Origin of the sequence: Streptomyces aurantiacus JA 4570, assembly GCF_000414115.1 — a bacterium.
Taxonomy (GTDB): domain Bacteria; phylum Actinomycetota; class Actinomycetes; order Streptomycetales; family Streptomycetaceae; genus Streptomyces; species Streptomyces aurantiacus_A.
Window position 1 is genome coordinate 1 of sequence record NZ_AOPZ01000017.1, and the last position, 25120, is coordinate 25120.

General features: G+C 72.7%; 23 protein-coding genes and 1 pseudogene. 17 read left to right on the plus strand and 7 right to left on the minus strand.

Features of this window, described 5'->3' with window-relative positions; all coding sequences use genetic code 11:
* Positions 1–68: 68 nt before the first annotated feature.
* Positions 69–992 (plus strand): annotated as a pseudogene (locus tag STRAU_RS01895) (aminotransferase-like domain-containing protein); the annotation flags it as partial.
* A 251-nt stretch (positions 993–1243) separates the two neighbouring features.
* Here STRAU_RS01895 and STRAU_RS44630 read toward each other — a convergent pair.
* Positions 1244–1756, minus strand: coding sequence for a DUF5955 family protein (locus STRAU_RS44630; RefSeq protein WP_397892049.1), 513 nt, complete (start codon positions 1754–1756; stop codon positions 1244–1246).
* Here STRAU_RS44630 and STRAU_RS01900 point away from each other — a divergent pair.
* Together STRAU_RS01900 and aceB are read left to right on the plus strand one after the other, a co-directional pair.
* Positions 1755–2378 (plus strand): nucleotidyltransferase family protein, encoded by a 624-nt coding sequence (locus STRAU_RS01900; protein ID WP_016638518.1) that lies wholly within the window; start codon positions 1755–1757, stop codon positions 2376–2378. The two genes, STRAU_RS44630 and STRAU_RS01900, sit on opposite strands and share 2 nt — an antisense overlap.
* Before the next feature lie 221 nt (positions 2379–2599).
* Positions 2600–4222, plus strand: coding sequence for a malate synthase A (gene aceB / locus STRAU_RS01905; RefSeq protein ID WP_016638519.1), 1623 nt, complete (start codon positions 2600–2602; stop codon positions 4220–4222).
* A 119-nt stretch (positions 4223–4341) separates the two neighbouring features.
* Here aceB and STRAU_RS01910 read toward each other — a convergent pair whose 3' ends face one another.
* Positions 4342–5265: a HipA family kinase gene (locus STRAU_RS01910; RefSeq protein ID WP_016638520.1), complete on the minus strand. Its 924-nt coding sequence runs from the start codon at positions 5263–5265 to the stop codon at positions 4342–4344.
* A gap of 70 nt (positions 5266–5335) precedes the next feature.
* Between STRAU_RS01910 and STRAU_RS01915 the strand changes: the two genes are divergently transcribed.
* Together STRAU_RS01915 and STRAU_RS01920 are read left to right on the plus strand one after the other, a co-directional pair.
* Positions 5336–6637: a VWA domain-containing protein gene (locus STRAU_RS01915; RefSeq protein ID WP_037657080.1), complete on the plus strand. Its 1302-nt coding sequence runs from the start codon at positions 5336–5338 to the stop codon at positions 6635–6637.
* A complete protein-coding gene (locus STRAU_RS01920; protein WP_052028919.1) occupies positions 6637–7386 on the plus strand; it encodes a hypothetical protein in 750 nt (249 codons plus the stop codon). The genes STRAU_RS01915 and STRAU_RS01920 overlap by 1 nt, the downstream gene beginning before the upstream one ends.
* Before the next feature lie 96 nt (positions 7387–7482).
* On the opposite strand, the gene STRAU_RS01925 is transcribed toward STRAU_RS01920, so the two are convergent.
* Entirely contained in the window at positions 7483–8139 is a 657-nt protein-coding gene (locus STRAU_RS01925) for a winged helix-turn-helix transcriptional regulator (RefSeq protein ID WP_016638524.1), read from the minus strand.
* A gap of 84 nt (positions 8140–8223) precedes the next feature.
* Here STRAU_RS01925 and STRAU_RS01930 point away from each other — a divergent pair, with 84 nt between their 5' ends.
* The 3 genes from STRAU_RS01930 to STRAU_RS01940 are packed head-to-tail and all read left to right on the plus strand — an operon-like array spanning position 8224 to position 11385.
* The gene (locus STRAU_RS01930) at positions 8224–9435 is read left to right on the plus strand and encodes a pyridoxal phosphate-dependent aminotransferase (RefSeq protein WP_016638523.1); all 1212 of its coding nucleotides are present in this window, start codon (positions 8224–8226) and stop codon (positions 9433–9435) included.
* Positions 9436–9468: 33 nt separating this feature from the next.
* Positions 9469–10119, plus strand: coding sequence for a cysteine peptidase family C39 domain-containing protein (locus tag STRAU_RS01935; protein ID WP_016638525.1), 651 nt, complete (start codon positions 9469–9471; stop codon positions 10117–10119).
* Positions 10120–10167: 48 nt separating this feature from the next.
* On the plus strand, positions 10168–11385 hold the full coding sequence (locus STRAU_RS01940; RefSeq protein WP_037657130.1) for an FAD-dependent monooxygenase: 1218 nt from the start codon (positions 10168–10170) through the stop codon (positions 11383–11385).
* Positions 11386–11488: 103 nt separating this feature from the next.
* Here the strand turns inward: STRAU_RS01940 and STRAU_RS01945 are convergent, their stop codons facing one another.
* On the minus strand, positions 11489–13165 hold the full coding sequence (locus tag STRAU_RS01945) for a glycine/sarcosine N-methyltransferase (RefSeq protein WP_016638527.1): 1677 nt from the start codon (positions 13163–13165) through the stop codon (positions 11489–11491).
* A 136-nt stretch (positions 13166–13301) separates the two neighbouring features.
* Here STRAU_RS01945 and STRAU_RS01950 point away from each other — a divergent pair, with 136 nt between their 5' ends.
* The 4 genes from STRAU_RS01950 (at position 13302) to STRAU_RS01965 (ending at position 16110) form a co-directional block, all read left to right on the plus strand.
* Complete coding sequence (locus STRAU_RS01950) at positions 13302–13895, plus strand: histidine phosphatase family protein (protein ID WP_016638528.1); 594 nt, start codon at positions 13302–13304, stop codon at positions 13893–13895.
* Between the two features lie 149 nt (positions 13896–14044).
* Positions 14045–14956 carry a TIGR03619 family F420-dependent LLM class oxidoreductase gene (locus STRAU_RS01955; protein ID WP_016638529.1) on the plus strand — a complete coding sequence of 304 codons (912 nt, stop codon included), beginning with the start codon at positions 14045–14047 and terminating at the stop codon, positions 14954–14956.
* Positions 14957–15020: 64 nt separating this feature from the next.
* Positions 15021–15653: a hypothetical protein gene (locus STRAU_RS01960; protein ID WP_016638530.1), complete on the plus strand. Its 633-nt coding sequence runs from the start codon at positions 15021–15023 to the stop codon at positions 15651–15653.
* A gap of 34 nt (positions 15654–15687) precedes the next feature.
* Positions 15688–16110, plus strand: coding sequence for an acyl-CoA thioesterase (locus tag STRAU_RS01965; RefSeq protein ID WP_016638531.1), 423 nt, complete (start codon positions 15688–15690; stop codon positions 16108–16110).
* Between the two features lie 16 nt (positions 16111–16126).
* Here STRAU_RS01965 and STRAU_RS01970 read toward each other — a convergent pair whose 3' ends face one another.
* Complete coding sequence (locus tag STRAU_RS01970) at positions 16127–17002, minus strand: oxidoreductase (protein ID WP_016638532.1); 876 nt, start codon at positions 17000–17002, stop codon at positions 16127–16129.
* Between the two features lie 86 nt (positions 17003–17088).
* Here STRAU_RS01970 and STRAU_RS01975 point away from each other — a divergent pair, with 86 nt between their 5' ends.
* A complete protein-coding gene (locus STRAU_RS01975; RefSeq protein ID WP_016638533.1) occupies positions 17089–17769 on the plus strand; it encodes a hypothetical protein in 681 nt (226 codons plus the stop codon).
* Here the strand turns inward: STRAU_RS01975 and STRAU_RS01980 are convergent.
* Positions 17750–18184: an ATP-binding protein gene (locus tag STRAU_RS01980; protein ID WP_037657084.1), complete on the minus strand. Its 435-nt coding sequence runs from the start codon at positions 18182–18184 to the stop codon at positions 17750–17752. The two genes, STRAU_RS01975 and STRAU_RS01980, sit on opposite strands and share 20 nt — an antisense overlap.
* Before the next feature lie 156 nt (positions 18185–18340).
* On the opposite strand from STRAU_RS01980, the gene STRAU_RS01985 reads away from it, so the two are divergent.
* A complete protein-coding gene (locus STRAU_RS01985) occupies positions 18341–19174 on the plus strand; it encodes a helix-turn-helix domain-containing protein (RefSeq protein ID WP_052028918.1) in 834 nt (277 codons plus the stop codon).
* Positions 19171–19386 carry a DUF397 domain-containing protein gene (locus tag STRAU_RS39855; RefSeq protein ID WP_078620919.1) on the plus strand — a complete coding sequence of 72 codons (216 nt, stop codon included), beginning with the start codon at positions 19171–19173 and terminating at the stop codon, positions 19384–19386. Before STRAU_RS01985 ends, STRAU_RS39855 begins: the two co-directional genes overlap by 4 nt.
* Here STRAU_RS39855 and STRAU_RS01990 read toward each other — a convergent pair.
* Positions 19334–22828, minus strand: coding sequence for an nSTAND1 domain-containing NTPase (locus STRAU_RS01990; RefSeq protein WP_016638536.1), 3495 nt, complete (start codon positions 22826–22828; stop codon positions 19334–19336). The two genes, STRAU_RS39855 and STRAU_RS01990, sit on opposite strands and share 53 nt — an antisense overlap.
* A gap of 106 nt (positions 22829–22934) precedes the next feature.
* On the opposite strand from STRAU_RS01990, the gene STRAU_RS01995 reads away from it, so the two are divergent.
* Positions 22935–23702: a GNAT family N-acetyltransferase gene (locus STRAU_RS01995; protein WP_037657134.1), complete on the plus strand. Its 768-nt coding sequence runs from the start codon at positions 22935–22937 to the stop codon at positions 23700–23702.
* 183 nt (positions 23703–23885) lie between these two features.
* Positions 23886–25118, plus strand: coding sequence for a Cmx/CmrA family chloramphenicol efflux MFS transporter (locus tag STRAU_RS02000; protein ID WP_259299803.1), 1233 nt, complete (start codon positions 23886–23888; stop codon positions 25116–25118).
* Positions 25119–25120: the final 2 nt, after the last annotated feature.

Below are 25120 nucleotides of genomic sequence, written 5' to 3' on the forward strand. Positions count from 1 at the left end.
ACCTCGCGGTGGCCGCGCCCGCCGCACCCGCGGCCCAGCTCGGCGAGGCGGTCGCGGCCGCCGCCGCCATGCTGCCCGCGCACGCCCCCACGGCGGGCTACCACCCGTACGGCATCCCGGAGTTGAGGCAGGCGGTGGCGGCGCGGTTCACGCGGCGCGGCCTTCCGACCCTGCCCGACCAGATCCTGATCACCACGGGCTCGCAGCACGCCATCTCGCTCATCCTGGCGCTGCTCGGCCGGCCCGGCGACCGCGTCCTGGTGGAGAACCCCTCGTACCCGAACGCTCTGGACGCCATCCGCCGCGCGGGGCTGCGCGCGGCGCCCGTGCCGGTGACGGACGCGGGCTGGGACACCGCCCTGGTCGAGTCGACGCTGCGGCAGGCCGCGCCGCGCATCGCCTATCTCGTACCGGACTTCCAGAACCCGACGGGCGCCCTGATGGCGCGTGAGCAGCGGGTGCGGATCCTGGAGACGGCGCGCGCCACCGGCACCTGGCTGCTGATCGACGAGACGGTCGCGGACATCGCCCTCGACGTGCCGTCGCCCCCGCCGTTCGCGTCGCTGGCACCGCACGGGGTGGCCGAACAGGTCGTCACGGTGGGCTCGTTGAGCAAGTCGCACTGGGGCGGCCTGCGGATCGGCTGGGTGCGGGCGGGGTCACGGCTGATCACGGAGCTCGCCATGGCGCGGATTCCGTCGGACATGGCGACGCCGGTCCTCGAGCAGCTGGTGGCGCTGCATCTGATGGGCGGCATCGACGAGGTGCTGGGCGAGCGGCTGCCGCGGCTGCGGGCCTCCCGCGACGCGCTCGCCGCCGCGCTGACCCGTCAACTGCCCGAGTGGCGCTGGGTGTTGCCGCCGGGCGGCCTGTCCCTCTGGGTCGACCTGGGCGCGCCCATCGCGTCCTCCCTGGCGCGGGCGGCGCTCGGGCACGGCGTCCGCATCGAGGGGGGCTCCCGCTTCGGCGCGGACCCCGGCACCCATGAGCACCGGCTGCGCATCCCGTTCACGCTGGCGCCCGAGCTGTACGAGGAGGCGGCCGCCCGCCTGGCCGCCGCGCTCCCCCCCGCCTGGCCGCCGCGCTCGCCTCCGGCCCGGACGCGGCGGGCGGGGCCGACCCGCGCCACGCCGACTGGGTGGCCTGACTCCGCCCCGCCGCCGCCCGCACTCCGCCCCGCCGCCGCCCGCGCGGACCCGCCTCCGGGAGCCGCCCGGCCGCCGCACGCGCGAGAGCCGCCGCATCACCCCGGATGCGGCGGCTCCCCCGACTCCCCGAACATCTCGACCGCTCCCCGGACTCCCGCGAGGGCACCGGCCAGGGCACTGACCGAGCCGATCGAACTCGCGACGAGCAGCAGGGAGCGGCGCAGGCGGCGGGGCTCGGGCTCGCCCGTCGCGGCCATCGCGGCGAGTGCCGCTAACTCGTCCTCCGCTATCGCCCGGTCGGGGAACTCCCCCGGATACGCGGCCAGTTGACGGCGCAGCCGGGACACGGCCGCCCGCAGTTCCGTCACCCGCGGATCCTCGAAGCTTCCCGTCACCGCTCTCTGCCCAACGCTCCGCAACACAGCTCTCCCCCTCGCACGTCGTTGTGTGCGCCTGTACGCGGACGGGCCCGGGCGGACCCGCCGCGGCGGCCGGACGCCGAAAGGGCGCGGGCGCGGTGGGGGCCACGCAGCGACGCGGGCGCCACTTTCGGCCACGCCCCCGGCCGGAACAGGGTCCCCAGATCCCATGCGGTAAGCAAGAGTCATGACCGAATCACTGTCACCTTCCGTCCCCACCGCCTCCGGAGAGGTCGTCGGGCTGCTCCTTGCCGGGGGCGGCGGGCGGCGCCTCGGCGGCTGCCCGAAGGCCCTTCTGGAGCACCGCGGCGAGCTGTTCGTGGAGCGTGCGGCGCGGGCGCTGCGGGACGGCGGGTGCGCCGGCGTGCACGTCGTGCTCGGGGCCACCGCCGATGTCGTACGGGAGCGGGCGACGCTGCCCGGGTGCGTGCTCGTGGACAACCCGGACTGGCGCGAGGGCATGGGGTCCTCGCTGCGGGCGGGCCTGGCGTCGCTGCGCGGGACGGGCGCGGGCGCGGCGCTGGTGTGCCTGGTGGACCAGCCGGGCATCGGCGCGGAGGCGGTGGCCCGGGTCCTTGCCGCGTACCGCTCTCCGGGGACGCTCGCTGCGGCGGCGTACGCGGGCGAGCGCGGCCATCCGGTGCTGTTCGGCGCCGACCACTGGGACGGCATCGCGGCGAGCGCGACGGGCGACCGCGGGGCCCGCGCCTACCTGAAGGAGCACGCCGCCGCCGTCACGGCCGTCGAGTGCGGCGACGTGGCCGAGCCGTACGACATCGACACGTTCTCCGACTTGGAGCGACTGGAGTGAGCTGGTCCACTTGGAGTGACAGGCATGGCACTCAGCGCCACGTTCTGTCGACGAGGAGAATCTCGACGTCAACAAACCATTGAACTTCCACCATGAGGAAACTAGTATCCACTGCTCAGAAGCGCCCGATACGTCAGACGGCGCCCGCAGCCGTATCTCGGCGCCGCGGCACTCCGTGCCGTGCCGCGGGGCCGCAAGCCCGCTGAAGGAAGTGACAGCTCATGTCCGCACCAGCGCCGTCCCCGCTGGCCATCGTCGACGCCGAGCCCCTGCCCCGGCAGGAAGAGGTCCTCACCCCCGCGGCCCTCGCCTTCGTGGCCGAGCTGCACCGCCGGTTCACGCCCCGGCGTGACGAGCTCCTCACCCGCCGCGCGGAGCGCCGCGCCGAGATCGCCCGCACCTCGACCCTGAACTTCCTCCCGGAGACCGCCGCCGTCCGCGCGGACGACTCCTGGAAGGTGGCCCCCGCCCCGGCCGCCCTGAACGACCGCCGAGTGGAGATCACCGGCCCCACCGACCGCAAGATGACGATCAACGCGCTCAACTCCGGCGCGAAGGTCTGGCTCGCCGACTTCGAGGACGCCTCGGCCCCCACGTGGGAGAACGTGATCCTCGGCCAGCTCAACCTCACCGACGCCTATGAGCGCCGCATCGACTTCACGGACGAGCGCACCGGCAAGTCGTACGCCCTGAAGGACGCGGGCGAACTCGCCACCGTCGTGATGCGGCCGCGCGGCTGGCACCTGAATGAGCGTCACCTCACCGACGAGGAGGGCCGCCCGGTCCCGGGCGCGCTCGTCGACTTCGGCCTGTACTTCTTCCACAACGCGCAGCGCCTGCTCGACCTCGGCAAGGGCCCGTACTTCTACCTCCCGAAGACGGAGTCGCACCTGGAGGCCCGCCTCTGGAACGACGTCTTCGTCTTCGCCCAGGACTACGTCGGCATCCCCCAGGGCACGGTCCGCGCCACCGTCCTCATCGAGACGATCACGGCGGCGTACGAGATGGAGGAGATCCTCTACGAACTCCGCGACCACGCCTCGGGGTTGAACGCGGGGCGCTGGGACTACCTCTTCTCCATCGTCAAGAACTTCCGTGACGGCGGCCAGAAGTTCGTCCTGCCGGACCGCAACCTGGTCACGATGACGGCGCCCTTCATGCGCGCGTACACCGAACTCCTCGTCCGCACCTGCCACAAGCGGGGCGCGCACGCGATCGGCGGCATGGCGGCGTTCATCCCGTCCCGCCGCGACGAGCAGGTCAACAAGGTCGCCTTCGAGAAGGTGAAGGCCGACAAGGACCGCGAGGCGGGCGACGGCTTCGACGGCTCCTGGGTCGCCCACCCCGACCTGGTGCCGATCGCCATGGAGTCCTTCGACAAGGTCCTAGGCGACAAGCCGAACCAGAAGGACCGCCTGCGCGAGGACGTGTCCGTCGCCGCCGGCGACCTGATCGCCATCGACTCGCTCGACGCGAAGCCCACGTACGACGGCCTCGTCAACGCCGTCCAGGTCGGCATCCGCTACATCGAGGCATGGCTGCGCGGCCTCGGGGCCGTCGCCATCTTCAACCTCATGGAGGACGCGGCCACCGCGGAGATCTCCCGCTCCCAGATCTGGCAGTGGATCAACGCGGGCGTCGTCTTCGACGACGGCCGGACCGCGACGGCCGACCTCGCCCGCGAGGTGGCCGCCGCCGAACTCGCCGCGATCCGTGCGGAGATCGGCGAGGACGCCTTCGCGGCGGGCAAGTGGCAGGAGGCGCACGATCTGCTGCTCCAGGTGTCCCTGGACGCGGATTACGCGGACTTCCTTACGCTGCCTGCGTACGAGCGGTTGCGGTAGCGCCGCTGGGGTTGCGGGACGCGTCTCGGCTGCGGGGCGGTGGGGGCTGGTCGCGCCCACGCGGCGGAGCCGCACATGGAAGCAGCCCCGCGCCCCTACGGGGCGCTCTGCGCGGTGGCTCATGGGTACCTCTTCGCGGGGCGTGGGTCCGGCTTGCCGTGCAGGTTCGGGACGCGCTTGAGCCAGGCGGGGCGGCCCGCCTCCGTGGCCCGGGCGCGCAGCGCGTCCTCGGCGGCGAGCTGCGCGCGGGACGCGAAGCCCGTGGGGAGCCAGGCGGCGGAGGCGCGGGCGCGGGCGGCGAGGAAGGTGACGTACGCCTCGCGGAGTTCGCCGGGGGAGGCGAAGCCGGGCTCGTCGGTGAGCCAGGCGTCGGGGACCTCCGCGGCGATCTCGTGGAGGAGGTCCTCGGTCACGCGGGGCGCCAGTTCCCTGTCGGCGGCCGCGGTGTCCGGGCCGTAGCGGCCGAGCGCGTGCTGGCGGAAGTCGTACGCCTTCTCGGCGGTGGCGAGCACGGTGGCGGCGTCCCAGCGGTGGTGGAAGACCAGGGCGGCACCGTGGTCGATGAGCCAGAGCCGCGGCTCGTGGACGCCGAAGGTGGGCCAGACCATCAGGTTCGAGCTGTGCACGGTGCGGTCGACGTTCGCGGTGAGCGCGTCGAGCCAGACCACCTTGCCCGCCTCCAGCGGGGTGACGTCCAGGTCGGACAGGTCGGACTCCGGGCTGAAGTCGCGGGCACCCGGCAGGAAGTCCATGCCCAGGTTCAGGCCCGCGCTGGCCCGCAGCAGCCCCTGCACCTCCGCGTGCGGCTCGTGCGCGGCGACCGCCGGGTCGAAGTGCGCGAGCACCAGCTCGGGCACGCGCAGGCCGAGGCGGCGGCCCAGCTCGCCGACGATGATCTCGGCGACGAGCGCCTTGCGGCCCTGCGCGGAGCCGGTGAACTTCAGGACGTACGTCCCCAGGTCGTCGGCCTCGACGACGCCGGGCACGGAGCCGCCCGACCGCAGGGGTTCCAGATACCGGACAGTCGTCACTTCTCGCAGCACACCAGTAACCCTAACCGCCCCCCGCAAGCCATTTTTGGAACACCCGGACCTTGATCCATAAGATCCGGTGATGATCATCAGAAAACGGCTCGCGGCGGGGCTCTGCGCCCTGATCGCGTGCCTGAGCATGGGGCTTTCGCCCGTGACGGCGTACGCCGACGACGAACCGGACCGCGACGCGGAGGCCGCCCCGAAGGTCGAGCTGGTGCTCGACGTGAGCGGTTCGATGCGGGCCCGCGACATCGACGGCAAGAGCCGGATGGCCGCGGCGAAGCAGGCGTTCAACGAGGTGCTCGACGCCACTCCCGAGGACGTCGAACTCGGCATCCGGACCCTCGGCGCCAACTACCGCGGCGACGACCGCAAGACCGGCTGCAAGGACACCGAGCAGCTCTACCCCGTCGGCCCGCTGGACCGCAGGGACGCCAAGACCGCCGTCGCGACGCTGTCGCCCACCGGCTGGACCCCGATCGGCCCGGCCCTGCTGAAGGCGGCCGGCGACCTGAAGGGCGGTGAGGGCTCGCGCCGCATCGTCCTCATCAGCGACGGCGAGGACACCTGCCAGCCGCTCGACCCGTGCGAGGTGGCGCGGGACATCTCGGCCCAGGGCGTGGACCTCACCATCGACACGCTCGGCCTGGTGCCGAACACCAAGATGCGCAAGCAGCTCAGCTGCATCGCGGAGGCCACCGGCGGCACCTACACCTCCATCCAGCACACCGACGAACTCTCCGACCGCGTGGGCCAGTTGGTGGACCGCGCCGCCGATCCCGTCGTCAAGCCCGTGGCCGTCTCGGGCGCCGACAGCTGCTCGGCCGCGCCGGAGCTGAAGCCCGGCCTGTACGCCGACCGCGCGAAGTTCGGCGAGCACCGCTGGTACCGCGTGGACGTCGAACCGGGCCAGGAGCTGCGCGCCTCGGTGAGCGTCGGCGCCGACCGGGCCGTGAACAACGACTACGGCGTGCTGATGCGGGCCGTGACCAAGCACCACCGCGAGATCGTGCGCGGCTCGGAGGCGGGTGACGGGCGTACGGACGCCATCTCGACGGGGCTGCGGTATCCGAAGCCGGAGCGCGACGACGAAGACGGCGCGGACGACGAGGACCGGACGGAGACCGTCTGCCTCCAGGTCTCCCACTCCTACTCCGCCACCTCCGCCACTGCCTTCGCCGACGCCAAGTCGAAGCCCGGTCTGCCGGTCGAGCTGGCCGTCGACGTCGTGGACGCGCCCGACGACGCCTCCGACGCGGCGGCGTTCGGCCTGGGCCGCGGCTGGTGGCTGCTCGGCGCGCTGGTGCTCACGGGCTTCGTGGGCGGACTGCTGTGGGGCTGGCTGTCGCGGTGGCGCGTCGCCGTCTGGAGGACGAACTGATGCGTACGAAGCGACTGGCGGCGCTGGCCGGGCTCTTGGGCCTCACCACGCTGCTCACCTCCGGCGCCGCGTTCGCCGCCTCCGGCGACGACGGCAAGGGCCCCGCCGACGCGGGCACCTCCTTCCGTACGGCGACGGAGATCGCGCAGGGCGACAGGGCCACGGCGAGTGCCTCGACGGGTGACTACCTCTACTGGTCGTTCCCGGCGGACGCCGGTCAGCGGCCCACCGTCGAGGCGACCGTGAAGCTGCCCGCGTCGGCGTCGCGGCACGCCGGCACGACGTGGCGGATCGATGTGTACGACGGGCTGAGGCGCCGTCAGTCCTGCATGTACGGCATGCAGGCGCGCACGGCGCCGAAGGACGCGGCCTCCGTCGACCTCGCCTGCACGCTGCGCACCGTGCGCGCGTGGTCGGAGCCGTGGGCCAACGACCCGCTGCCGGGCACGTACTACGTGCGCCTGACCGCGACGGGCGTGGAGACCGCCGACCTCGGCCTGCCCGTCACCGCCGAGGTGAAGGCCACGTCGAAGGACATCGGCGGCGCGGCGGCGGTGGACGGCACGCTGGGCGCGCCGCTCGTACCCGGCAAACGCGCCGCGCTGTCCGCCGCCGAGCCCGAGGACGGCTGGGCCTCCGGCTGGTGGACGGACCGCTGGGCGTGGACGGCCGCGGGCGGCGTCCTGGCCGCCCTGGCGGGCGTGGGCGGCTACACCCTCGCCCGGGGCAGGGCGCCTTCCGGCGCCTGAGGACCCGCCGACCATGGGGCTGCGCCCCTCTCCCCCTGGTCGGCGCTCCGCGCCTCGTCCTCAAACTCCGCGCCTCGTCCTCAAACGCCGGACAGGCTATGTCCCCTCCCGCAGCGCCTTGGCCAAGGCGCCCTCGCCGGTCACGGTGATACGCCCGGCCCGCACCCCGTCGGCGACGGCGAGCACACCCCGCCCGAGCTCAACAGCCGTCACCGCGTCCAGCGACATGCGGGCGTCCGGTTCGACGGGGGCGGGCCCCTCCCCGAACACGACCTCGTCGTCACCGCCCACGCGCACATGGAAGTCCCCCTCGTCCAGGCTGACTTCAGCCACCCCCTGCCAACCGAGCGACTCCAAGTGCGCGCGCAGCGGCAGCGCGAACCAGTGGGCGCGCACCGCGTCGGTGGGCCGGCGCTCGGCGAGCTCGGGGGCGCCCCAGACGGCGAGCGCCCGCAGGACGGGGAGCAACTCGCGGCCCCGGTCGGTGAGTTCGTAGACGTACGCCGACACGGGCGGCGGCATCCTGCGGCGCTCCGCGAGACCGCCCTGTTCCATGTCCTTGAGCCGCGAGGCGAGCACATCCGTGCTGACGCCGGGCAGATCGGCGTGCAGGTCGGTGTACCGGCGGGGCCCGGCGAGGAGTTCGCGGACGATCAGCAGGGTCCAGCGGTCGCCGACGGCGTCGAGGGCGCGGGCGGCGGCGCAGTACTGGTCGTAGCTTCGGCGCGGACGAGTCGACGGTCGAGGTGGCATGCGTCGCAGTCTAGACAAGTTGTTGGACTTTCCAAGCGGCGACTTGGTAAAACCAAGTAACGCACGCCACGGGAGGCACACCGCATGGAGTTCCGGCAGTCGAGCAAGCTCAGCGAGGTCTGTTACGAGATCCGCGGCCCGGTCATCGAGCACGCCAACGCCCTGGAGGAGGCGGGCCACAGCGTCCTGCGCCTCAACACCGGCAATCCCGCGCTCTTCGGCTTCGAGGCGCCCGAGGAGATCGTCCAGGACATGATCCGGATGCTGCCGGGCGCGCACGGCTACACGGACTCGCGCGGCGTCCTCTCCGCCCGCCGCGCCGTCGTCCAGCGCTACCAGGCGCTCGGCCTCGACGACCTCTCCGTGGACGACGTCTTCCTCGGCAACGGCGTGTCCGAGCTGGTCACGATGGCCGTACAGGCCCTGCTCGAAGACGGCGACGAAGTCCTCATCCCCGCCCCGGACTTCCCCCTCTGGACGGCCGTGACGACCCTCTCCGGAGGCAAGGCCGTGCACTACCTGTGCGACGAGCAGGCCGACTGGTACCCCGACCTCGACGACATGGCGTCGAAGATCACCGACCGCACCAAGGCCGTCGTGATCATCAACCCCAACAACCCCACGGGCGCGGTCTATCCCCGCGAGATCATCGAGGGCATCCTCGACCTGGCCCGGCGGCACGGCCTGATGGTGTTCGCCGACGAGATCTACGACCAGATCCTGTACGACGACGCGGTGCACCACAGCGTCGCCGCGCTCGCCCCCGACCTGGTGGTCCTGACGTTCTGCGGCCTCTCCAAGACCTACCGCGTCGCGGGCTTCCGCTCCGGCTGGCTGGTGGTGACGGGACCGAAGCAGCACGCGCGGAACTATCTGGAGGGCCTGACGATGCTGGCCTCCATGCGGCTGTGCCCCAACGCGCCCGCCCAGTACGCGATCCAGGCCGCGCTCGGCGGCCGCCAGTCCATCCACGAGCTCACCGCCCCGGGCGGCCGCCTGTACGAGCAGCGCGACCGCGCCTGGCAGAAGCTCAACGAGATCCCCGGGGTCTCGTGCGTGAAGCCGCGCGGTGCGCTGTACGCGTTCGCGCGCCTGGACCCGAAGGTGCACGCGATCCACGACGACGAGAAGTTCGTCCTCGACCTGCTGCTCCAGGAGAAGATCCAGGTCGTCCAGGGCACCGGCTTCAACTGGCCGCGCCCCGACCATTTCCGCATCCTCACCCTCCCGTACGCTGACGATCTGGACGCGGCGATCAGCCGCATCGGCCGCTTCCTGAGCGGCTATCGCCAGTAGTCGGGCCCGGCGGCCAGGCCACTAGTCAGGAGCGTGTCGGTGAGCCTCTGCACCACCTGCGGGACCCCGTCCCTCACTCAGTTCGCCTCGCCGGACCTCGTCGAGAAGATCGTGTACGAGGGTCATGACCGGGCCGACGACCCGGCCTGGCGGGAGTCGGGCGCCGCCACCCTGGAGGACTACGCGCGCTGGTGCAGCCATCTCTGCGGGATCGCATGCCTGCGGATGGCGCTCGGCCCGGACGCGCCGTCGCTCTTCGAGCTGCGCGACGGCGCACTGAAGTACGGGGCGTACACCGAGGACGCCCCGGACGCCGGGGGCATGATCCGCGGGCTGATCTACGCCCCGTTCGCCGAGTACGTACGCGACGTGCACGGCGTGGAGGCGACCGTGCACCGGCACCTCACGCTCGACGAGATCGTCCCGCTCCTCGACGCGGGGCGGACGGTGATGGTGTCCGTGCACTTCGAGATCCGGCGCCCCGAGCGGCCCGCGCCGGGCCGGGGCGGGCATCTGGTCCTGATCACGGGGCGGGCGCCGGACGGCTCCCTGCACTTCCACAACTCGTCGGGCATCGACGCGGGCACCCGCGTCGCCGAGCTGTCCCCGGCGGCCTTCGAGCCGTTCTTCGCGGGCCGCGGTGTGTCCATGGCCACGAGGTCGGGCGTGTCGGCCACGCGCTGAATCGCGGTCATGACAGAACGTCATCTTGCCTGCCAGGATGGCGTGATGATGCATTCAGGCAGGGTCGCCGTCGTCGGCGGCAGCGTCGCGGGGTGCGCCATGGCGCTGGCGGCGCACCGTGGCGGCGCGGACGAGATCACGGTGTACGAGCGGGCCGCGGGCCGGCTCGCGGAGCGGGGCGTGGGCCTGGCGGTGCACAACTCGCGCTACGCGGAGCTGGAGTCCGCCGGGTACATGGACGCCGACATGCCCTGGGTGCAGCTCGTCAGACGCCGCTGGTACGTGCGGGACGAGCGGGCGTCGGGCCCGCTCGGCAAGGAGCTCGGCGCGATGCCGTTCCCGTTCCGCACCTACAACTGGGGCCCGTTGTGGGGCGAGTTGCGGCGCCGGGTGCCCGAGTCCGTGGAGTTCCGCACCGGCACGTCCGTCGAGGCCGTGCGGTCCTGCCCGTTCGGCGCGGAGGTGGACACCGGCGGCGGCACCGAGCGGTTCGACGTCGTGATCGGCGCGGACGGCTACCGCTCCATGGTCCGCGCGGCCGCCCACCCCGGCCTCGGCGCCGAGTACGCGGGCTATCTGGCCTGGCGCGGCGCCTACCCCGAGGACCGTCTCTCCGATCCGCACCTGTGGGCCGCGGAGGACAGCGTGTACGTCGTCTTCGACGGCGGGCACGTGATCGTCTACCGCATCCCGGACGGCGCGGGCGGCCACCGCGTCAACTGGGTCCTGTACACGGCGCCGCCCCCGGGCCTGGACGCCGGCCTCGGCTTCACCAACCCCACCAGCCTGCCGCCCGGCGGCCTCACCGACGCGCTCGGCGCCCATCTCGCGTACGTGGCCGACGAGTTGCTGCCGCCCTACTGGGGCGCCCTGGTCCGCGCGACCGCGCCGGGCGAGGTGTTCCTCCAGCCCATGTACGACTTCACGGCGCCCCGCTACGCCCGGGACCGGGTGCTGCTCGCGGGCGACGCGGCGACGGTCGCGCGCCCGCACACCGGCGCGGGCGCGGTGAAGGCGCTGCAGGACGCCACGGTCCTGGAGTCCGCCATCGCCACGGCGACGACCTGGCCGGAGGCCCTGGAGTCGTACGACACCGACCGCACCGTCGCGGGCCGCACCATGGTCGACCTGGGCCGGCGGCTCGGCCGGGCCCTCGTCGAGGAGACGCCGTGCTGGCGGGACCTGGACCAGGCGGGCCTGGAGGCGTGGTGGAAGCAGGCGGACGGGACGGGGGCGTTCGGCGGGCGTGAGCTGCGGCCGCGCTGAGCGCGGCGGCGGTGGCCCGCCGGGGGGCGCGGAGTGACCCGCGTGGGCCGGAGCACCGGGGCCGGTCGGCGCTGCCCCGGTGCTCCGGTGCTCCGGCCTCCTGTCAGGCGCTCCCTCCGCGCCGGAAGTGCAGGATGCCCCACGTGATGTGCCCGTCACGCCCGGCGGCGACCCAGCGGGCGAGCCCTTTCTTCATCTGCGTGAGGTAGTCGTGGCTGACCTGGCCGGCCAGCCCCTGTACTTCCTGTCGCTCGGTCTCCTCGAGCACGCGCGCGTAGTGCGTGATCAACTGCTCGCGGTGCTCCTCGAATCCGCCGGTTCCGCCCGGTCCGGCGGGCCCTCCGCCGGAGGGCACGAACCCGAGCCCTTCCAGCTCGCGCTTGTAGAAGCCGGGTGAGCCCATGTTGTCCAGGTGGATGCGGTCGAGGATCGGTTGCAGGACGCCCGGCGGGCAGTTGTCGACGGCCATCGGGTCGGTGAAGATGAGCTGCCCGCCGGGCCGCAGCACGCGGGTCACCTCCTCCAGGACGCGGGCGCGGTTGCCGCTGTGCAGGAAGGCGTCCTGCGACCACACCACGTCGACGACGTCGTCCGGGTAGGGGATGTCCTCGAAGGACCCGTCGACGACCTCGATGAGGCCGGAGAGGCCGCGGGCGTGGTTGAGCTCCTTGTGGCGCTTGTTCTCCACCTCGCTGAGGTTGAGCGCGAGGACCCGGCAGCCGTACGTCGACGCCAGATAGCGCGCCGAGCCGCCGTATCCGGACCCCAGGTCGAGCACGACGGAGTCCCGGGTGAGGCCGAGCTTGCCGGCCATCCGCTCGACGGTGCGGCGGCTGGCGTCGGCGATGGGCTCGCCGGCGCCTTCGTAGAGGCCGATGTGGATGTCCTCGCCGCCCCACACCTTGGCGTAGAAGGTGTCGGCGTCGGAGGAGTTGTAGTAGTTGCGGGCGACGCCGACCGCGCCGGTGTACCGCTCGTCCTCCTCGTCGTCGCGGTACTCCTTCTCCGCGACGTGCACGAAGAAGTCGGGCTGCTCGCCCCGGTAGGTGTGCTGGAAGTCCCCGTACGTCTCGATGTTCTGGAACCCCACCTCCGACATGAGCCGCCGGGTGTAGTCCTTGCGCAGCGGGAACATGTTGAGGTGGTACACGGAGTCGTCCGGGAAGCTGTACCGCATCCGCACGAGCCCCTCGTCCACGTACTCGGGCTCCACGGAGACGTCTTCGCCGCAGTAGTAGTACTTGTGCTTGCTGGTGTAGCCGTCGTCGAGGATGGCGTCGTAGTTGCGCTGGTCCAGGACGAGGATGCCGTCGTGCTTGAGCATCGCGTAGAACTCGGCGAGCGCGCGGCGGCGGTCGCGCTCCGAGAACAGATGGGTGAAGGAGTTGCCGAGGCAGACGATGGCGTCGTACTCGCCGTGCACGTCGCGGTTGAGCCAGCGCCAGTCCGCCTGGACGACGCGCATGACGTGACCGTCCTTCATGCCGTTGGCGAAGGCCGCCGCCAGCATGTCGGCGCTGCCGTCCGCGCTGACGGTGTCGAACCCCGCGGCGAGCAGCCGCACCGAGTGGAACCCGGTGCCCGTCGCCACGTCGAGCACGCTCTTCACGCCCCGCTTGCGCAGCAGGTCGATGAAGAAGTCGCCTTCGCTCCGTGACCTCCGTTCCCAATCTATGAGCGAGTCCCACTTCTCCACGAAGCTGGGTACGTATTCCTCCGTGTAGTGGCCGGTTTCTCGTACTTCGACGGGGTTGTCGCCGAACTTCTGAGCCGGATGCACGATGAATGCCCTTCGACTTCAATTGGGGGATGGCCTGGGCACATCGCTATCCCGAGGCGGGTACTGCTAAGCGTCCGGGCTTCGTATACATACGCGGAGCTGACATTCCGCCGACCAGAACAGGACCGTCGACACCATGGGTGATCTTCTCCTCGTCCGCCACGGAGAGACCGAGTGGTCCCTGTCCGGACAGCACACGAGCTGGTCGGACGTCCCTCTCACCGACCACGGCCGGGACCAGGCCCGCTCGCTCGCGCCGCTCATCGGGAAGTACGGCGTCGAGGCCGCGTTCACCAGCCCGCGCGTGCGCGCGCGCGAGACCGCGGAGCTTGCCGGGTTCGGGCATGCGCGGGTGGACGAGGATCTGGCCGAGTGGGACTACGGGGCGTACGAAGGTGTCACCACCGTCGAAATCCACCGATCTCGCCCGGACTGGTTCCTCTTCACCGACGGGGTGGCCGCTGGGCCGCCGGAGCATCCTGGGGAGAGCCCCGAGGACGTCGGTGCCCGGGCTGATCGCATGCTCGCCAAGGTCGACGCCGCGCTCGCGAACACGGAGGGCAGCGTGGTGCTCTTCGCCCACGGCCACTACCTCCGCGTCCTGACGGCCCGCCGCCTGGGTCTGCCCCCCGCGGCGGGCGCCCACTTCCAACTCTCCACAGGCACCGTGAGCCGCCTGAGCCACGAACACGGCCGCCCGGTCCTGGCCACGTGGAACGTCCGCCCCTGAGGCGGGGCCCTGCCGGGGGCGGAGCCCCCCCACGCGGCGGAGCCGCAAATTGATACAGCCGGGAAGGGGTAGGGCTGGGGAAAGCCCGGCAGGGAACAACCCCCGCCCCACCCCCCGCACTTGATCGCCGATCAGGGACACTGCGACGTATGCGATACGGCGTAAATCTTCTCAACTTCGGCCCGGGGACGACCCCGGAAACCCTCACCCAGCAGGCAACCACCGCCCGCCACCTGGGCTTCACCTTCGCGATGATCTCGGACCACATCGCGGTGACACAGGACGTGCACGAGGCATACCCGGCCCCGTTCTACGACCAGTTCGTGCTGGCGGCCCACCTCGCGGGCCGCGTCCCGGGCCTCCGCCTGGGCACCACGGTCACAGTGATCCCGTACCGCCACCCCCTCCAGACGGCCCGCCTCGCGGCGAACATCGACCGCATGCACAGGGACGGCTTCATCCTGGGCGCGGGAGTGGGCTGGTCGAGGCCGGAGTACGAGGCGCTGGGCATCCCCTTCGGGGAGCGCGGCGCGATCACGGACGAGTACCTGGCGGCGATACGCGCGGCGTGGACGGACGACCCGACGACGTACCACGGCCGCTACGTGGCGTACACGGACGTCCGCACGGCCCCGGCCCCGGCGACACCCCCGCACCCGCCGGTGTGGGTGGGCGGCAACTCCCCGGCGGCGGTGCGCAGGGCGGGCCGCCTGGGCGAGGGCTGGCACCCGTTCATGCCGACGCTCGCGGGCCTGCGCGAGGCGCTCCCCCGGCTCGCGGCGGCGGCGGACGCGGCGGGACGGACGGTGCCGGAGCTGGTGCCGCGCCTCCAGCTCCGGCTCGCCCCGCACCCGGACACCCCCGAGCGCCCGCTGGGCCACGGCAGCGCGGACCAGCTCCGCGCCGACCTGACGGCGCTGGAGGAGCTGGGCGCCACCCACGTGCTGCTCGACACGTACCCGGGCAACCCCGCCGAGCGCGCCAGCGCCGACGCGGACCGTGCGCTGCTCGAACTGATCGCGGAGCAGGTCGTGGACCTGGCGTCGGGCACCGTGCGCTGACCCGGGCGGCGCCCCACCGCCCCGCGGGCCCCCGTTGTCAGTGGCACGAGGCACCATCGGAACCATGACCAAGCCGACGACGCCCGCGCAGCGGCGGATCATCGCCGCGGCGGACCCGGTCACGGGCCGCCTGACGGGGACGGATGCGCAGCTCACCGCACTCGTGCGGCTGCAGCTCGCGTTCCGGCACCCCCGCCCGCCGCACGCGTATTTCCTGACGCCGGCGGGCCACCGCGTCCGGGACGAGCCGGCGGGGGCGGCGCCGGAGACGGCCCCCGTGGAGCCCGTGCGGGGCGTGTTCGCGGCCCGCACGGGCACGGAGGAGGCCCCGCTCGGCGAGGACGGCCCCGCGCGGGCCCGCGAGGTGCGCGACGCGTGGCTGGGCCTGGTCGAGATGCGCCGGATGACGAATCCGGACGGCGACCGGGAGAGACCGTGCGCGTGGGAGCGCGCGCATCTCACCCAGGCCGCCGCGATAGCCCTGGAGGCCGCGGGCCGCACCCCGGCCCGCCCCGGCCGCGAGGGCTATCGCGTGACGGCGACGGAGCAGCCGGACGCCGTCGCGGTCCGCGAGCCCACAGCCGAGGGCGTGCGCGCCTGCGGGACGGCCCTGGAGCGGGCCGGCTGGCAGGTCAGCGAACACGCCGAGGCCCGCACCGGCAGGCGGTACGCCCTCGCGTCACCGCGGCGCGCGTGACCGTGGACAATCGCACCGACTCGAAGGAGAAGCCGTGACCGAGCCGTTCGCCGTGAGCGTCACCGTCCGTGGGTACGAGACGGACTCCCAGGGCCACCTCAACCAGGCCGTGTACTTGCAGTACGCGGAGCACGCGCGCTGGTCGATCCTGCGCGCGGCGGGCATCGACCAGCAGGACCTCATAGGCAAGGGCGTCGGACCCGTGGCCCTGGAGAACACCGTGCGGTACCGCAGCGAGCTGCGCGCGGGCGACGAGGTGCGGGTGGACTGCGTGTTCGTGTGGAGCGAGGGCAAGAAGTTCCGGGTCGAGCAGACCATCACCAAGGCGGACGGCACGGTGGCCGCGACGGTCACCGGCCTCGGCGGCCTGCTCGACCTCAAGGAGCGCAGAATGGTGCCGGACCCCGCGGAGTATTTCAGAGCGCTGGCTTCGGACCCGCGCGTGCTCGGCCTCTGACGCGGGCCCGTGCGGGTCAGGTGCCGCTGAGCTCCGCCAGGTCGGCGGCGTCGAGGCGGAGCGCGGCCGCGGCGATGTTCTCCTCCAGGTGGTCGAGGGAGGACGTGCCGGGGATGGCGAGGACCGCGGGGGACACGGAGAGGGACCAGGCGAGGCCGACCTGCGCGGCCGTCGCGCCGTGCCGCTCGGCGACCCGCCGCAGCCCCTCGATGTGCGGGGCGCCGGTGCCGCCGAGCGGGTAGAACGGCACGAAGGCGATGCCCTGCCGGGCGCAGAGCTCGACCATGGCCACCGCGTCGGCGCCCCGGTCGACGGGGCTGAACTTGTTCTGCACGGCGGTGACGGGCGCGACGGACTGGGCCTCGGCGAGCTGTTCCGGCGTGGCGTTGCTGACGCCGAGATGCCGGATGAGGCCCTCTTCGCGAAGTTCGGCGAGGGCCTCGAAGCGGCCGTTGCCGGGCCCCTCGTCGGCGTGGAAGCGCAGATAGACGAGGTCGAGCCGGTCGCGGCCGAGCCGGCGCAGGTTCCGGTGGACGTCGGCCTTCAGCTTCGCCGGGTCGGCGGGGGTCAGCCAGTTGTGGTCGCGGTCGCGGTCGGGGCCGACCTTCGTGGCGATGACGAGGTCCTCCGGATACGGGTGGAGGGCCTCGCGGATGAAGTCGTTGGCGGCCAGGTCCTTGTAGAAGTAGAAGGCGGCCGTGTCGATGTGGTCGACGCCGAGTTCGACGGCGCGGCGCAGCACCGCGCGGGCGTTGACGGGGTCGTGTGGAGGGCCGTCCCAGGTGCGGCTCGGCAGCCGCATGGCGCCGAAGCCCATGCGCTGTACGGGCAGGTCACCGCCGATGAGCAGGCGGCCGGCGGCGGAGGCGTGGATGTCGTTCACGTTCGGCATGGCCCTATCCTGCGAGCGGGGCGGGCGGCGCGGGCCGGGGTGGCACGTTGCTGCCAGCCCGCGGAAACGGGGAGGCGGGACGGGACATGGAGCACGGCGGAGCGGCGGCGGTCGTCACCTTGCGCGGCGAGGCGGAACTGGTGCGGCGGGCCGGCGACCTGATCGCGTCGGCGCGCACGGAGTACCTGTGCGGGGCCACGGATCTCGTCACGTGGTCCGCGGGGACGAACGCCGTCTTCAACGACGGGCGGCGGCCCCGGCTGCGGCCCGGCCCGGACGGCCTCGCGATGCGCAAGGTGTACACACGGCAGGCCCTCGGCGACCCCGAGTCCGAGCGGCGCCTCGCCCGGATCGCCGCGTCCGGGGCGCAGGTGCGGATCTCCTCGGCGCCGCTCGCGCGCGAGGCGATCGTCATCGACGGGCGGGTGGCGATCCTCGCGGGCTCCGAGGCGCGCGGCGCCCGCACGTACACGGTGATCAGCGAGCCCGTCGTCGTCGAGGGCGTCCGGTCCCTGCTGTACGCGGCGTGGGAGGCCGCCGACGACCTCGCCGACTGCCTGGGGGCGCCCGCCGCCCGCCCGCCCGTCCTCGGTGAGGAGTCCCGCGCGGTGCTCGCCGCGCTCGCGGCCGGGCTGACCGACGAGGCCGCCGCGCGCCGCCTCGGCATGTCCTTGCGGACGTACCGGCGGCGGGTGGCCGCGCTGATGGCGGAGCTCGGGGCGACGTCGCGCTTCCAGGCGGGGGTGCTCAGCCGCCGGGCGGGCTGACCTCCGCCCACACCGTCTTGCCGACGGAGCGGGCGTCGACGCCCCACCTGGTGGCGAGGGCCGCCACCAGGACGAGGCCCCGGCCCGACTCCTCGTCCGGGGACGGCAGTTCAGGTCTCTCCGGCGGGCGGCACTCCGTCCGGGTGTCGGTCACCTCGATACGTACGCCGTCCGCGAGGAGCAGCAGGCGCAGCGCGAAGTCCCGGCCCGACACGCGGCCGTGGGTCGCCGCGTTCGCGGCCAGTTCGGCGGCCACCTGGGCCACCGCGTCGGAGAGTTCGCTGTCGTACGGGATGCCCCACCCGTCGAGGTGGTACCGCGTGAGCCTGCGGGCGAGGCGGGCCCCGCGCGGGGTGGCACTGATGCGCTGCGTGAACGTGTGTGCTGGTGTGGGGGTTTGCACCTGGGCTGGCATGGCGCCCACCGTGACCTGCGACGGCGCCCGGCGGCAGGGGCCGAACTCGTACGCTCCGTAAGTGTACGGGTGCGAAGTGTGGACAGTACGGGTAACTGTCCGTGAGCATGGGCGCGTTGGCGGGGAACGGTACGCAAGCGTCTGGGGAGACCCGTGATGTCGTCAAGCACGCCTGGCACGAATGAGCCCGAGCCGACGGATGGCCTGAAGGCCTTCGGTGCGGCTCTGAAGAGTTTCCGCAAGCGGGCCGGGTACACGCAGGAGTCCCTGGCTCCTGAGATCGGGTACTCGGCGCACTTCATTGCGTCTATTGAGCAGGGGAGGCGGTTTCCGCCGCCCCGGTTCGTCGACCAGTCGGAGGCGACGCTGGACGCGTTCGGGACGCTGCGGTTGGTGGTGCATCAGCTTTCCCGACAGCGGGGGTTGGCGTCGTGGTTCAAGCGGTGGGCTCAGTTGGAGCAGGAGGCCATCACGCTCTACACGTACGAATGCCGGATGGTTCCGGGCCTGTTGCAGACTCCTGCGTACGCACATGCTCTGTTCGCAGGCCAACTTCCGCCGCTGCGCGACGAACAGGTCGAAGCACAGCTCGCTGCGCGCTTGGAGCGGCAGACGTTGCTCACGGAGCGGCCGAACACGGCGTACAGCTTCATCCTCGAAGAGCACCTGTTCCACCGGCGGATCGGAGGCTCTGCGGTCGCCCTGGAACTCATCGACCACATCCTCGGCTTGGCCGAGCGGCGCAACATCGAGATCCAGGTCATGCCGCTTGTGAGCGAGAGCCACGCCGGGCTGGCGGGCCCCATGCGGCTCCTAGAGACCCCGGACAACAAGTGGTTCGCGTACTGCGAGGGGCAGCGCTACGGCCAGCTCATCTCCGACCCGAAAGAGATCAGCGTGCTCCAGACTCGGTATGCCAGGATGCGCTCGCAGGCCCTCTCCCTCAAAGACTCGGTGAGCCTGCTGCAGCGGATGCGAGGAGCGCAATGAGCACCACTGAACTGACCTGGTTCAAGAGCAGCTACAGCAGCGGGGACGGCGACGATTGCGTCGAAGTCGCCCCCTGCCCCGCCGCCATACACGTACGCGACTCCAAGAACCCCAAGGGCCCCCAGCTCGCCCTGGGCCCCGCCGCGTGGGCGGACTTCCTCACGTACGCCTCCGGGCAGGAAGCAGCAGGCTGCGCCGCTCCTCGTCCGTGAGGTCGCGGAAGACGCGGGAACGGGCCCGCTCCAGAAGCGGGTTCAGGTCCGTCGTGGGGTTCCAGATGCGGAGCGTACGGTCACGGGAAACCGTGGCGAGGCGACTGCCGTCCGGCGACCAGACGAGATCGTTGACCTGGTCGTCGTGGACGCCGACGACGGCGAGTTCGCGGCCCTCGGCCGGGTCCCAGAGGCGGACCGTGCGGTCCCAGGACGCGGTGGCGAGGCGCGTACCGTCCGGGGACCACCCGATACCCTGCACCCGGTCCGTGTGGCCGGTCATCGTGCGCAACTCCGTGCCGTCGAACGGGTCCCAGAGGCGGACGGTGCGGTCGCGCGAGCCGGTCGCGACGCGGCGGCCGTCGGGCGACCAGGCCATGCGCCACACGTAGTCGGTGTGGCCTTCGAGGGTCGCCACGGCCGTGCCCTGCTCGACGTCCCAGACACGGAACGCCTTGTCGGTGAGCGATGTGGCGAGGTAGCGGCTGTCGGGGGACCAGGCGGCGCCGCCGAGCCAGTACCTCCCCGTGATCAGCGTCATGAGCTCGCGGCCGTCGCTCGCGTCCCAGACACGGCTGGTGCCGTCGCGGGACGTGGTGGCGAGGCGGGTGCCGTCCGGGGACCAGGCGAGGGAGGTGACGGCCTCGCGGTGGCCGTCCAGGAAGGCGAGCGCGGTCACCGCGGGCGGATGCCAGAGGAACGCGTGGCCGCTGTGGTCGGCGACGGCGATCCGGGTGCCGTCGGGTGAGAACACGGCACCGCCCACCTGGCCGGTGTGTGTCGTCGCCGACACGCGTCCTTCCGCCACGTCCCAGACGTTGACGGTTCCGTCGACGCCGCCGGTGACGAGGTGAGTGCCTGACGGGGACCAGTCGACGCTCACGACGGAGCCCTCGTGGCCGCGCAGGGTCTGGAGCTGACCGCCCGGCGCGTGGAGGTCCCACAGGGCCAGAGTCCGGTCCCGGGACACGGAGGCGATGCGGTCGCCTTGCCACGACACGGAGTTGACGCTGTCGGCGTGGCCGACGAGTGCCAGCTCCTCGCGGGTTTCCAGGGTCCACACGCGCAGGGTGCGGTCGTCGCCCACGGCGATGCGGTCGCCGTCCGTGGACCACGTGACGCAGCTCAGAGGCTCCAGGGTCGTGAAACAGTGGGCGGGCTCAAGGATGCCCACCCTCGACCACCGGCGCACGTCCCAGACCCTGGTCTTCCTGTCTTCCGACACCGAGGCGAGGCGGTCGCCGCCCGGTGACCACGCGAGCGCCATGACGGCGCCGCCTCCGTCGGCGAGGTGGCGAACGGCCTGATCCCTCGGGCGCCACAGCACGACGGCGCCTTCGGCCGATGAGGCGGCAATCTGACGCCCGTCCGGCGACCACGCCACGTTCCACCCCAACCGGCCGCGTTCCACCGGAACAGCCGTCCCTGCGTACGTCCCCGTGTCCCAAAGACGGGCGACGTGGTCGGTAGCAGCACTGACCAGCCGAACGCCGTCACGTGCCCAGGAGACGCTCGCCACGGGCGCGTCGTGCCCGACGCACACCCCCAGCTCGGCCCGCGTCCCCACGTCCCACACCGTGATCGTGCGGTCCCGCGACCCCGCCGCGATCCGCTCGCCGTCCGGCGCCCAGGCGACGGCCTGCACCCGTTCCCCGCCACCGGCCCGGGTGAGGACAACGGGCTCGGCCCGCCCCTCCGGGTCCCACACCCGTACGGTCCCGTCGTCCGACGCCGTCGCGAGACGCGTCCCGTCGGGCGACCAGGCCACGCAGTTGACGTCCTGCTCGTGCCCCCGGAAGACCGCGCGCCGATGGGCCACGTTGAGCGCCGCGTGCAGCGCCTGCTGCGCGACCGAAGTCGGCGCGCACTCCTCGACGGCCGCCAGCGCGGCGAGGACCGCCAACTCCGGGTCCCGCGGGGCGACTTCGATGGCCCGGCGCGCCACGGCGTCAGCCATCCGCTCCAGCGCGGCCGAGTCGTGCTGCACCGAGATGTCGAGGAAGTCGACGACCAGCTGCACCCCCGCGAACGCGTCCGGCGCCTCGTCCACCCACCGCCGCGCGACCGCCAGCCGCTCCCCGCTGAACAGATACGCGTCCCGCCACCCCGCGTTGGCCCAGTCCCGCGCCGCCCGTTCCAGCTCCGTGCGCCGCCGCAGCGTCTCCTCCCCGGCCGCGACCGCCTCCCGCAGCGGCGCCCACCGGCGGAACAGCGCCTCGTGCGCCACGTCGAGCACGTCCCCGTCGCCGGTGAGCAGCCGCCCCGCGACGAACGCCTCCGCGACCGCCCGCTCGCCCGGCGCGAGGTCGGCCCGCGCCACCCGGCGCCGGGTGGGCTCCCCGTGCTCCAGGGACACGAACTTCAGCAGCGTCGGCAGCACCGGCGCGCCCGCGTCCGCCGCGCGCAGCTCCGCGTGGATGCGGTCGGCCTGGTCGGACAACGCCCCGGCGACTCCGCCGAGTTGGCCGTAGTCGTCCTCGGTCACCGCTCCCCGGTCGCGCGCCCGCAGGAACAGCGCCTGCAAGGTGTACGCGAGCAGCGGCAGCGCGTCGCCGCCGCCGGTGTCGTCGACCATGCGGGCGACCAGCGCGGGCGGGAAGGCGAGCCCGGCCCGCTCCCCCGGCTTCTCGATCACCTCGAACAGCTCGGTGCGCCCAAGTGCCCCGATGAGTACGGGCTGTTGGGCCAGCGCCGCGTGCCCGGTCTCCAGGAACTCCGTCAGGAAGTCCGACCGCAGCGTGACCACGACCCACAGGTGCGGGTCGGCCTCCAGGGCCTCGGCCACCCTCTCCAGGAACGCCTCGCGCTCATGCTCCCCGGCCAGCGTGAGCAGTTCCTCGAGCTGGTCGACGACCAGCAGGACCGGAGCGGTACGTCCGCCACGTACCGTGTGCGACTCCCGCAGCGGCCTCACCGCCGCGAGACCGGAAGCCAGCCCTGCCACAGGGTCCGTCCCGGGCGCGAACGGCGGCACCACCGCCCACCGCTCCCGCCGCGCGGCCAGCGCGGGCAGCAGCCCCGCCCGCACCAGGGACGACTTGCCGCTGCCGGACGGCCCGATGACGGCCACGCAGCGGCGCGCGGCGGCCACCGCCGAGACCGGGTGCAGCCGCGCCACCAGCTCCGCGATCTCCCGGTCCCGGCCGAAGAAGACGCCCGCGTCGTCCTCGGTGAACGCCTCAAGCCCCGGGTAGGGAGGCTGACTTGAGTCCCACGCCGGGCGGGCTGGTGCGGGCCGGTCGAGCAGGTGCAGCCACACCTGCCCGGCCACGAGCAGCAGCACCGCGAGGCCGAGCAGCGGCAGCGACCAGTCCCGCAACACCCGCAGCACCCACGGCACGTGGTCGGTCCGGCTGGTCGCGTAGTTCGCCGCGAGCCCCATGAGCGCGGCCACGAGCACGAGCAGTACGTCCACACAGAGCTTCAGCCGGCGCCGGTCCACCCGGACAGCCTAAGCAGCGGAATTCGTTGGACAGGCGGGGGCCGGGATGAAACATGATGCGTGCGTGAGCGACCACTCCCCCACCCCGCCCGAGCTGCTCGCCCGCATGGAGAGCAACCTCGCCGAGCACGCCTGCCATCTGCACCGCCGCCTGCCCGGCGCGACCGTCACGGAGACCGACGACCTGCTCGTCGCGGACAGCGGCATCGACGACGACACCTTCAACATCGTCGCCACGGCACGCTTCACCGCCGAGAGCGCGGACGCGCGGATCGCGGCGGTCGTCCGCGAACTGCGGGCGCGGGGGCGCACGTTCTCGTGGTGGGTGGGGCCCGCGTCCGCGCCCGGCGATCTCGGGGTGCGGCTCGCTGCGGCGGGGCTTCCGGCCTCCGAGAGGGAGGTCGGGATGTGGGCCGACCTCAGCATTGCCCCGGCCTCGCCTCACGTCGACGGCCTGGACATCCGGCCCGTCCGGACCGAGCGGGAGCTTGCCGACTACGCCCGCGTTCTCGCCGCGAACTGGGAGCCGCCCGCCGGTACCGTGCGGCGCTTCTACGCGGACGCGGCCGAGCAGGTCCTTGCGCCCGGGTGCCCCGCTCGGCTTCTCGTCGGGTACGTGGGTGGCCGTGCGGTGTGCACCGCCGAGGTGTTTCTGTACGCGGGGGTCGCCGGGGTCTACAACGTCTCCACGCTCGTCGGCGAGCGGCGCCGTGGGTATGGCGGGGCGATCACCCTCGCCGCGTTGGGCTCCGCCCGGGCTGCGGGGTTTCCCACCGTCGTCCTCCAGGCGTCGCCGGACGGGGAACCGGTGTACCGGCGCCTTGGGTTCACCGCGTGCGGTGTGTTTACGGAGTACGCCGTTACTGCCGCTTGAGCGATTCGGTCGGCTGCGGCGGTGCCTGGGCTGGTCGCGCCCACGCGGCGGAGCCCGCGCCCACGCGGCGGAGCCGCAAATAGACAGAGCCCCGCGCCCCTGACGGGGCGCCTCCGTTACCGAGCGCCTTCATCGCGCCCTCGTTTTGAATCGAGTGCTTCAGAACATGCTAGCGTCCTCGTTATGAAGCACTCGCTCCAAAACAGCGGCACCCGTATGCCGCTCGCCGTCTATGTGTTGGCGCTCGGGATCTTCACCCAAGGGACCTCCGAGTTCATGTTGTCGGGGCTGCTGCCCGGCATGGCCGAGGACCTTGGGGTTTCGATTCCCGACGCCGGGCTGCTCATCTCCGCCTTCGCCATCGGCATGGTCGTCGGCGCGCCGCTGCTCGCCGTCGCCACGCTGCGGTGGCCGCGTCGGACCGCGCTGGTGGGGCTTCAGGCGGTGTTCATCGCGGGGCACGTCGTGGGCGCGCTCGCGCCCGGGTACGCCGCGCTGTTCGTGACCCGGGTCGTCAGCGCGCTCGCCTACGCCGGGTTCTGGGGCGTGGCCGTGGCCACCGCCGTGGCGCTGGTGCCGAGCGCCGCCCAGAGCAAGGCCGTCGCGCTCGTCGCGGGCGGGCTGACCATGGCCACCATCGTCGGCGTACCGGCGGGCACCGTGCTCAGCCAGTCGGCCAGTTGGCGTGCCGCCTTCTGGGCGGTGGCCATCGCCACCACCGTCAGTCTGCTGTGCACCGCCTTCGCCATTCCGGCAGGCGGGAGCGAGGGCGAGGCGCCGCGCTCCGTGCGCGCCGAACTGCGCGGCATGGCACGGCCGCAGCTCTGGCTCTCGTACGCCATCACCGCCTTCGCCTTCGGCGCGGTGATCGTCACCTTCAGCTATCTCGCGCCCTTCCTGACGGAGGAGAGCGGTCTCGGCGAGGGAGGGGTGCCCGCCGTGCTCGCGCTGTTCGGGGCGGGCGGCATGATCGGGCTGATCATCGGCGGCCGCACCGCCCAGTCGCACTCCGTCCGCACGCTCGCCGTGGGGCTCGGCGCGCTCGCCGTCATCTCCGCGGCCCTCGCCCTCACCGCGCACACCACGCTCGTCGTCGTGATCGGCCTGACCTTCCTGCTCGGTCTCGCCGGGTATGTCACCAACCCCGCCCTCCAGTCCCGCGTTTTCACGCTCGCGCCGGACGCGCCCACCCTCGTCGGCGCCACCAATACGGCAGCTTTCAACGTCGGCAACACCCTGGCGCCGATGCTCGGCGGGCTCACCATCGGCGCCGGATACGGATACACATCCGTCGCCTGGGTCGGCGCCGGTCTCGCCGCCGTGGGGTGCGTGGGCGCACTGTGGGCGGCCAGGCTTGAGCGCACGGCAGCGCAGATACCGCGGCCACGTTTTGAAAAGGTATTCCAAAACAGTTAGTG

What these genes read in the sequence shown, in the direction of transcription:
- STRAU_RS01995 (WP_037657134.1), top strand. Translation starts at nt 22,935, where the DNA reads ATGGAGAGCAACCTCGCCGAGCACGCCTGCCATCTGCACCGCCGCCTG.
- STRAU_RS44630 (WP_397892049.1), bottom strand. Translation starts at nt 1,756, where the DNA reads ATGACTCTTGCTTACCGCATGGGATCTGGGGACCCTGTTCCGGCCGGG.
- STRAU_RS01985 (WP_052028918.1), top strand. Translation starts at nt 18,341, where the DNA reads ATGTCGTCAAGCACGCCTGGCACGAATGAGCCCGAGCCGACGGATGGC.
- STRAU_RS01930 (WP_016638523.1), top strand. Translation starts at nt 8,224, where the DNA reads ATGGAGTTCCGGCAGTCGAGCAAGCTCAGCGAGGTCTGTTACGAGATC.
- STRAU_RS01950 (WP_016638528.1), top strand. Translation starts at nt 13,302, where the DNA reads ATGGGTGATCTTCTCCTCGTCCGCCACGGAGAGACCGAGTGGTCCCTG.
- STRAU_RS01955 (WP_016638529.1), top strand. Translation starts at nt 14,045, where the DNA reads ATGCGATACGGCGTAAATCTTCTCAACTTCGGCCCGGGGACGACCCCG.
- STRAU_RS01915 (WP_037657080.1), top strand. Translation starts at nt 5,336, where the DNA reads ATGATCATCAGAAAACGGCTCGCGGCGGGGCTCTGCGCCCTGATCGCG.
- STRAU_RS01920 (WP_052028919.1), top strand. Translation starts at nt 6,637, where the DNA reads ATGCGTACGAAGCGACTGGCGGCGCTGGCCGGGCTCTTGGGCCTCACC.
- STRAU_RS01900 (WP_016638518.1), top strand. Translation starts at nt 1,755, where the DNA reads ATGACCGAATCACTGTCACCTTCCGTCCCCACCGCCTCCGGAGAGGTC.
- STRAU_RS01940 (WP_037657130.1), top strand. Translation starts at nt 10,168, where the DNA reads ATGCATTCAGGCAGGGTCGCCGTCGTCGGCGGCAGCGTCGCGGGGTGC.
- STRAU_RS02000 (WP_259299803.1), top strand. Translation starts at nt 23,886, where the DNA reads ATGAAGCACTCGCTCCAAAACAGCGGCACCCGTATGCCGCTCGCCGTC.
- STRAU_RS01975 (WP_016638533.1), top strand. Translation starts at nt 17,089, where the DNA reads ATGGAGCACGGCGGAGCGGCGGCGGTCGTCACCTTGCGCGGCGAGGCG.
- STRAU_RS01960 (WP_016638530.1), top strand. Translation starts at nt 15,021, where the DNA reads ATGACCAAGCCGACGACGCCCGCGCAGCGGCGGATCATCGCCGCGGCG.
- aceB (WP_016638519.1), top strand. Translation starts at nt 2,600, where the DNA reads ATGTCCGCACCAGCGCCGTCCCCGCTGGCCATCGTCGACGCCGAGCCC.
- STRAU_RS39855 (WP_078620919.1), top strand. Translation starts at nt 19,171, where the DNA reads ATGAGCACCACTGAACTGACCTGGTTCAAGAGCAGCTACAGCAGCGGG.
- STRAU_RS01925 (WP_016638524.1), bottom strand. Translation starts at nt 8,139, where the DNA reads ATGCCACCTCGACCGTCGACTCGTCCGCGCCGAAGCTACGACCAGTAC.
- STRAU_RS01980 (WP_037657084.1), bottom strand. Translation starts at nt 18,184, where the DNA reads ATGCCAGCCCAGGTGCAAACCCCCACACCAGCACACACGTTCACGCAG.
- STRAU_RS01970 (WP_016638532.1), bottom strand. Translation starts at nt 17,002, where the DNA reads ATGCCGAACGTGAACGACATCCACGCCTCCGCCGCCGGCCGCCTGCTC.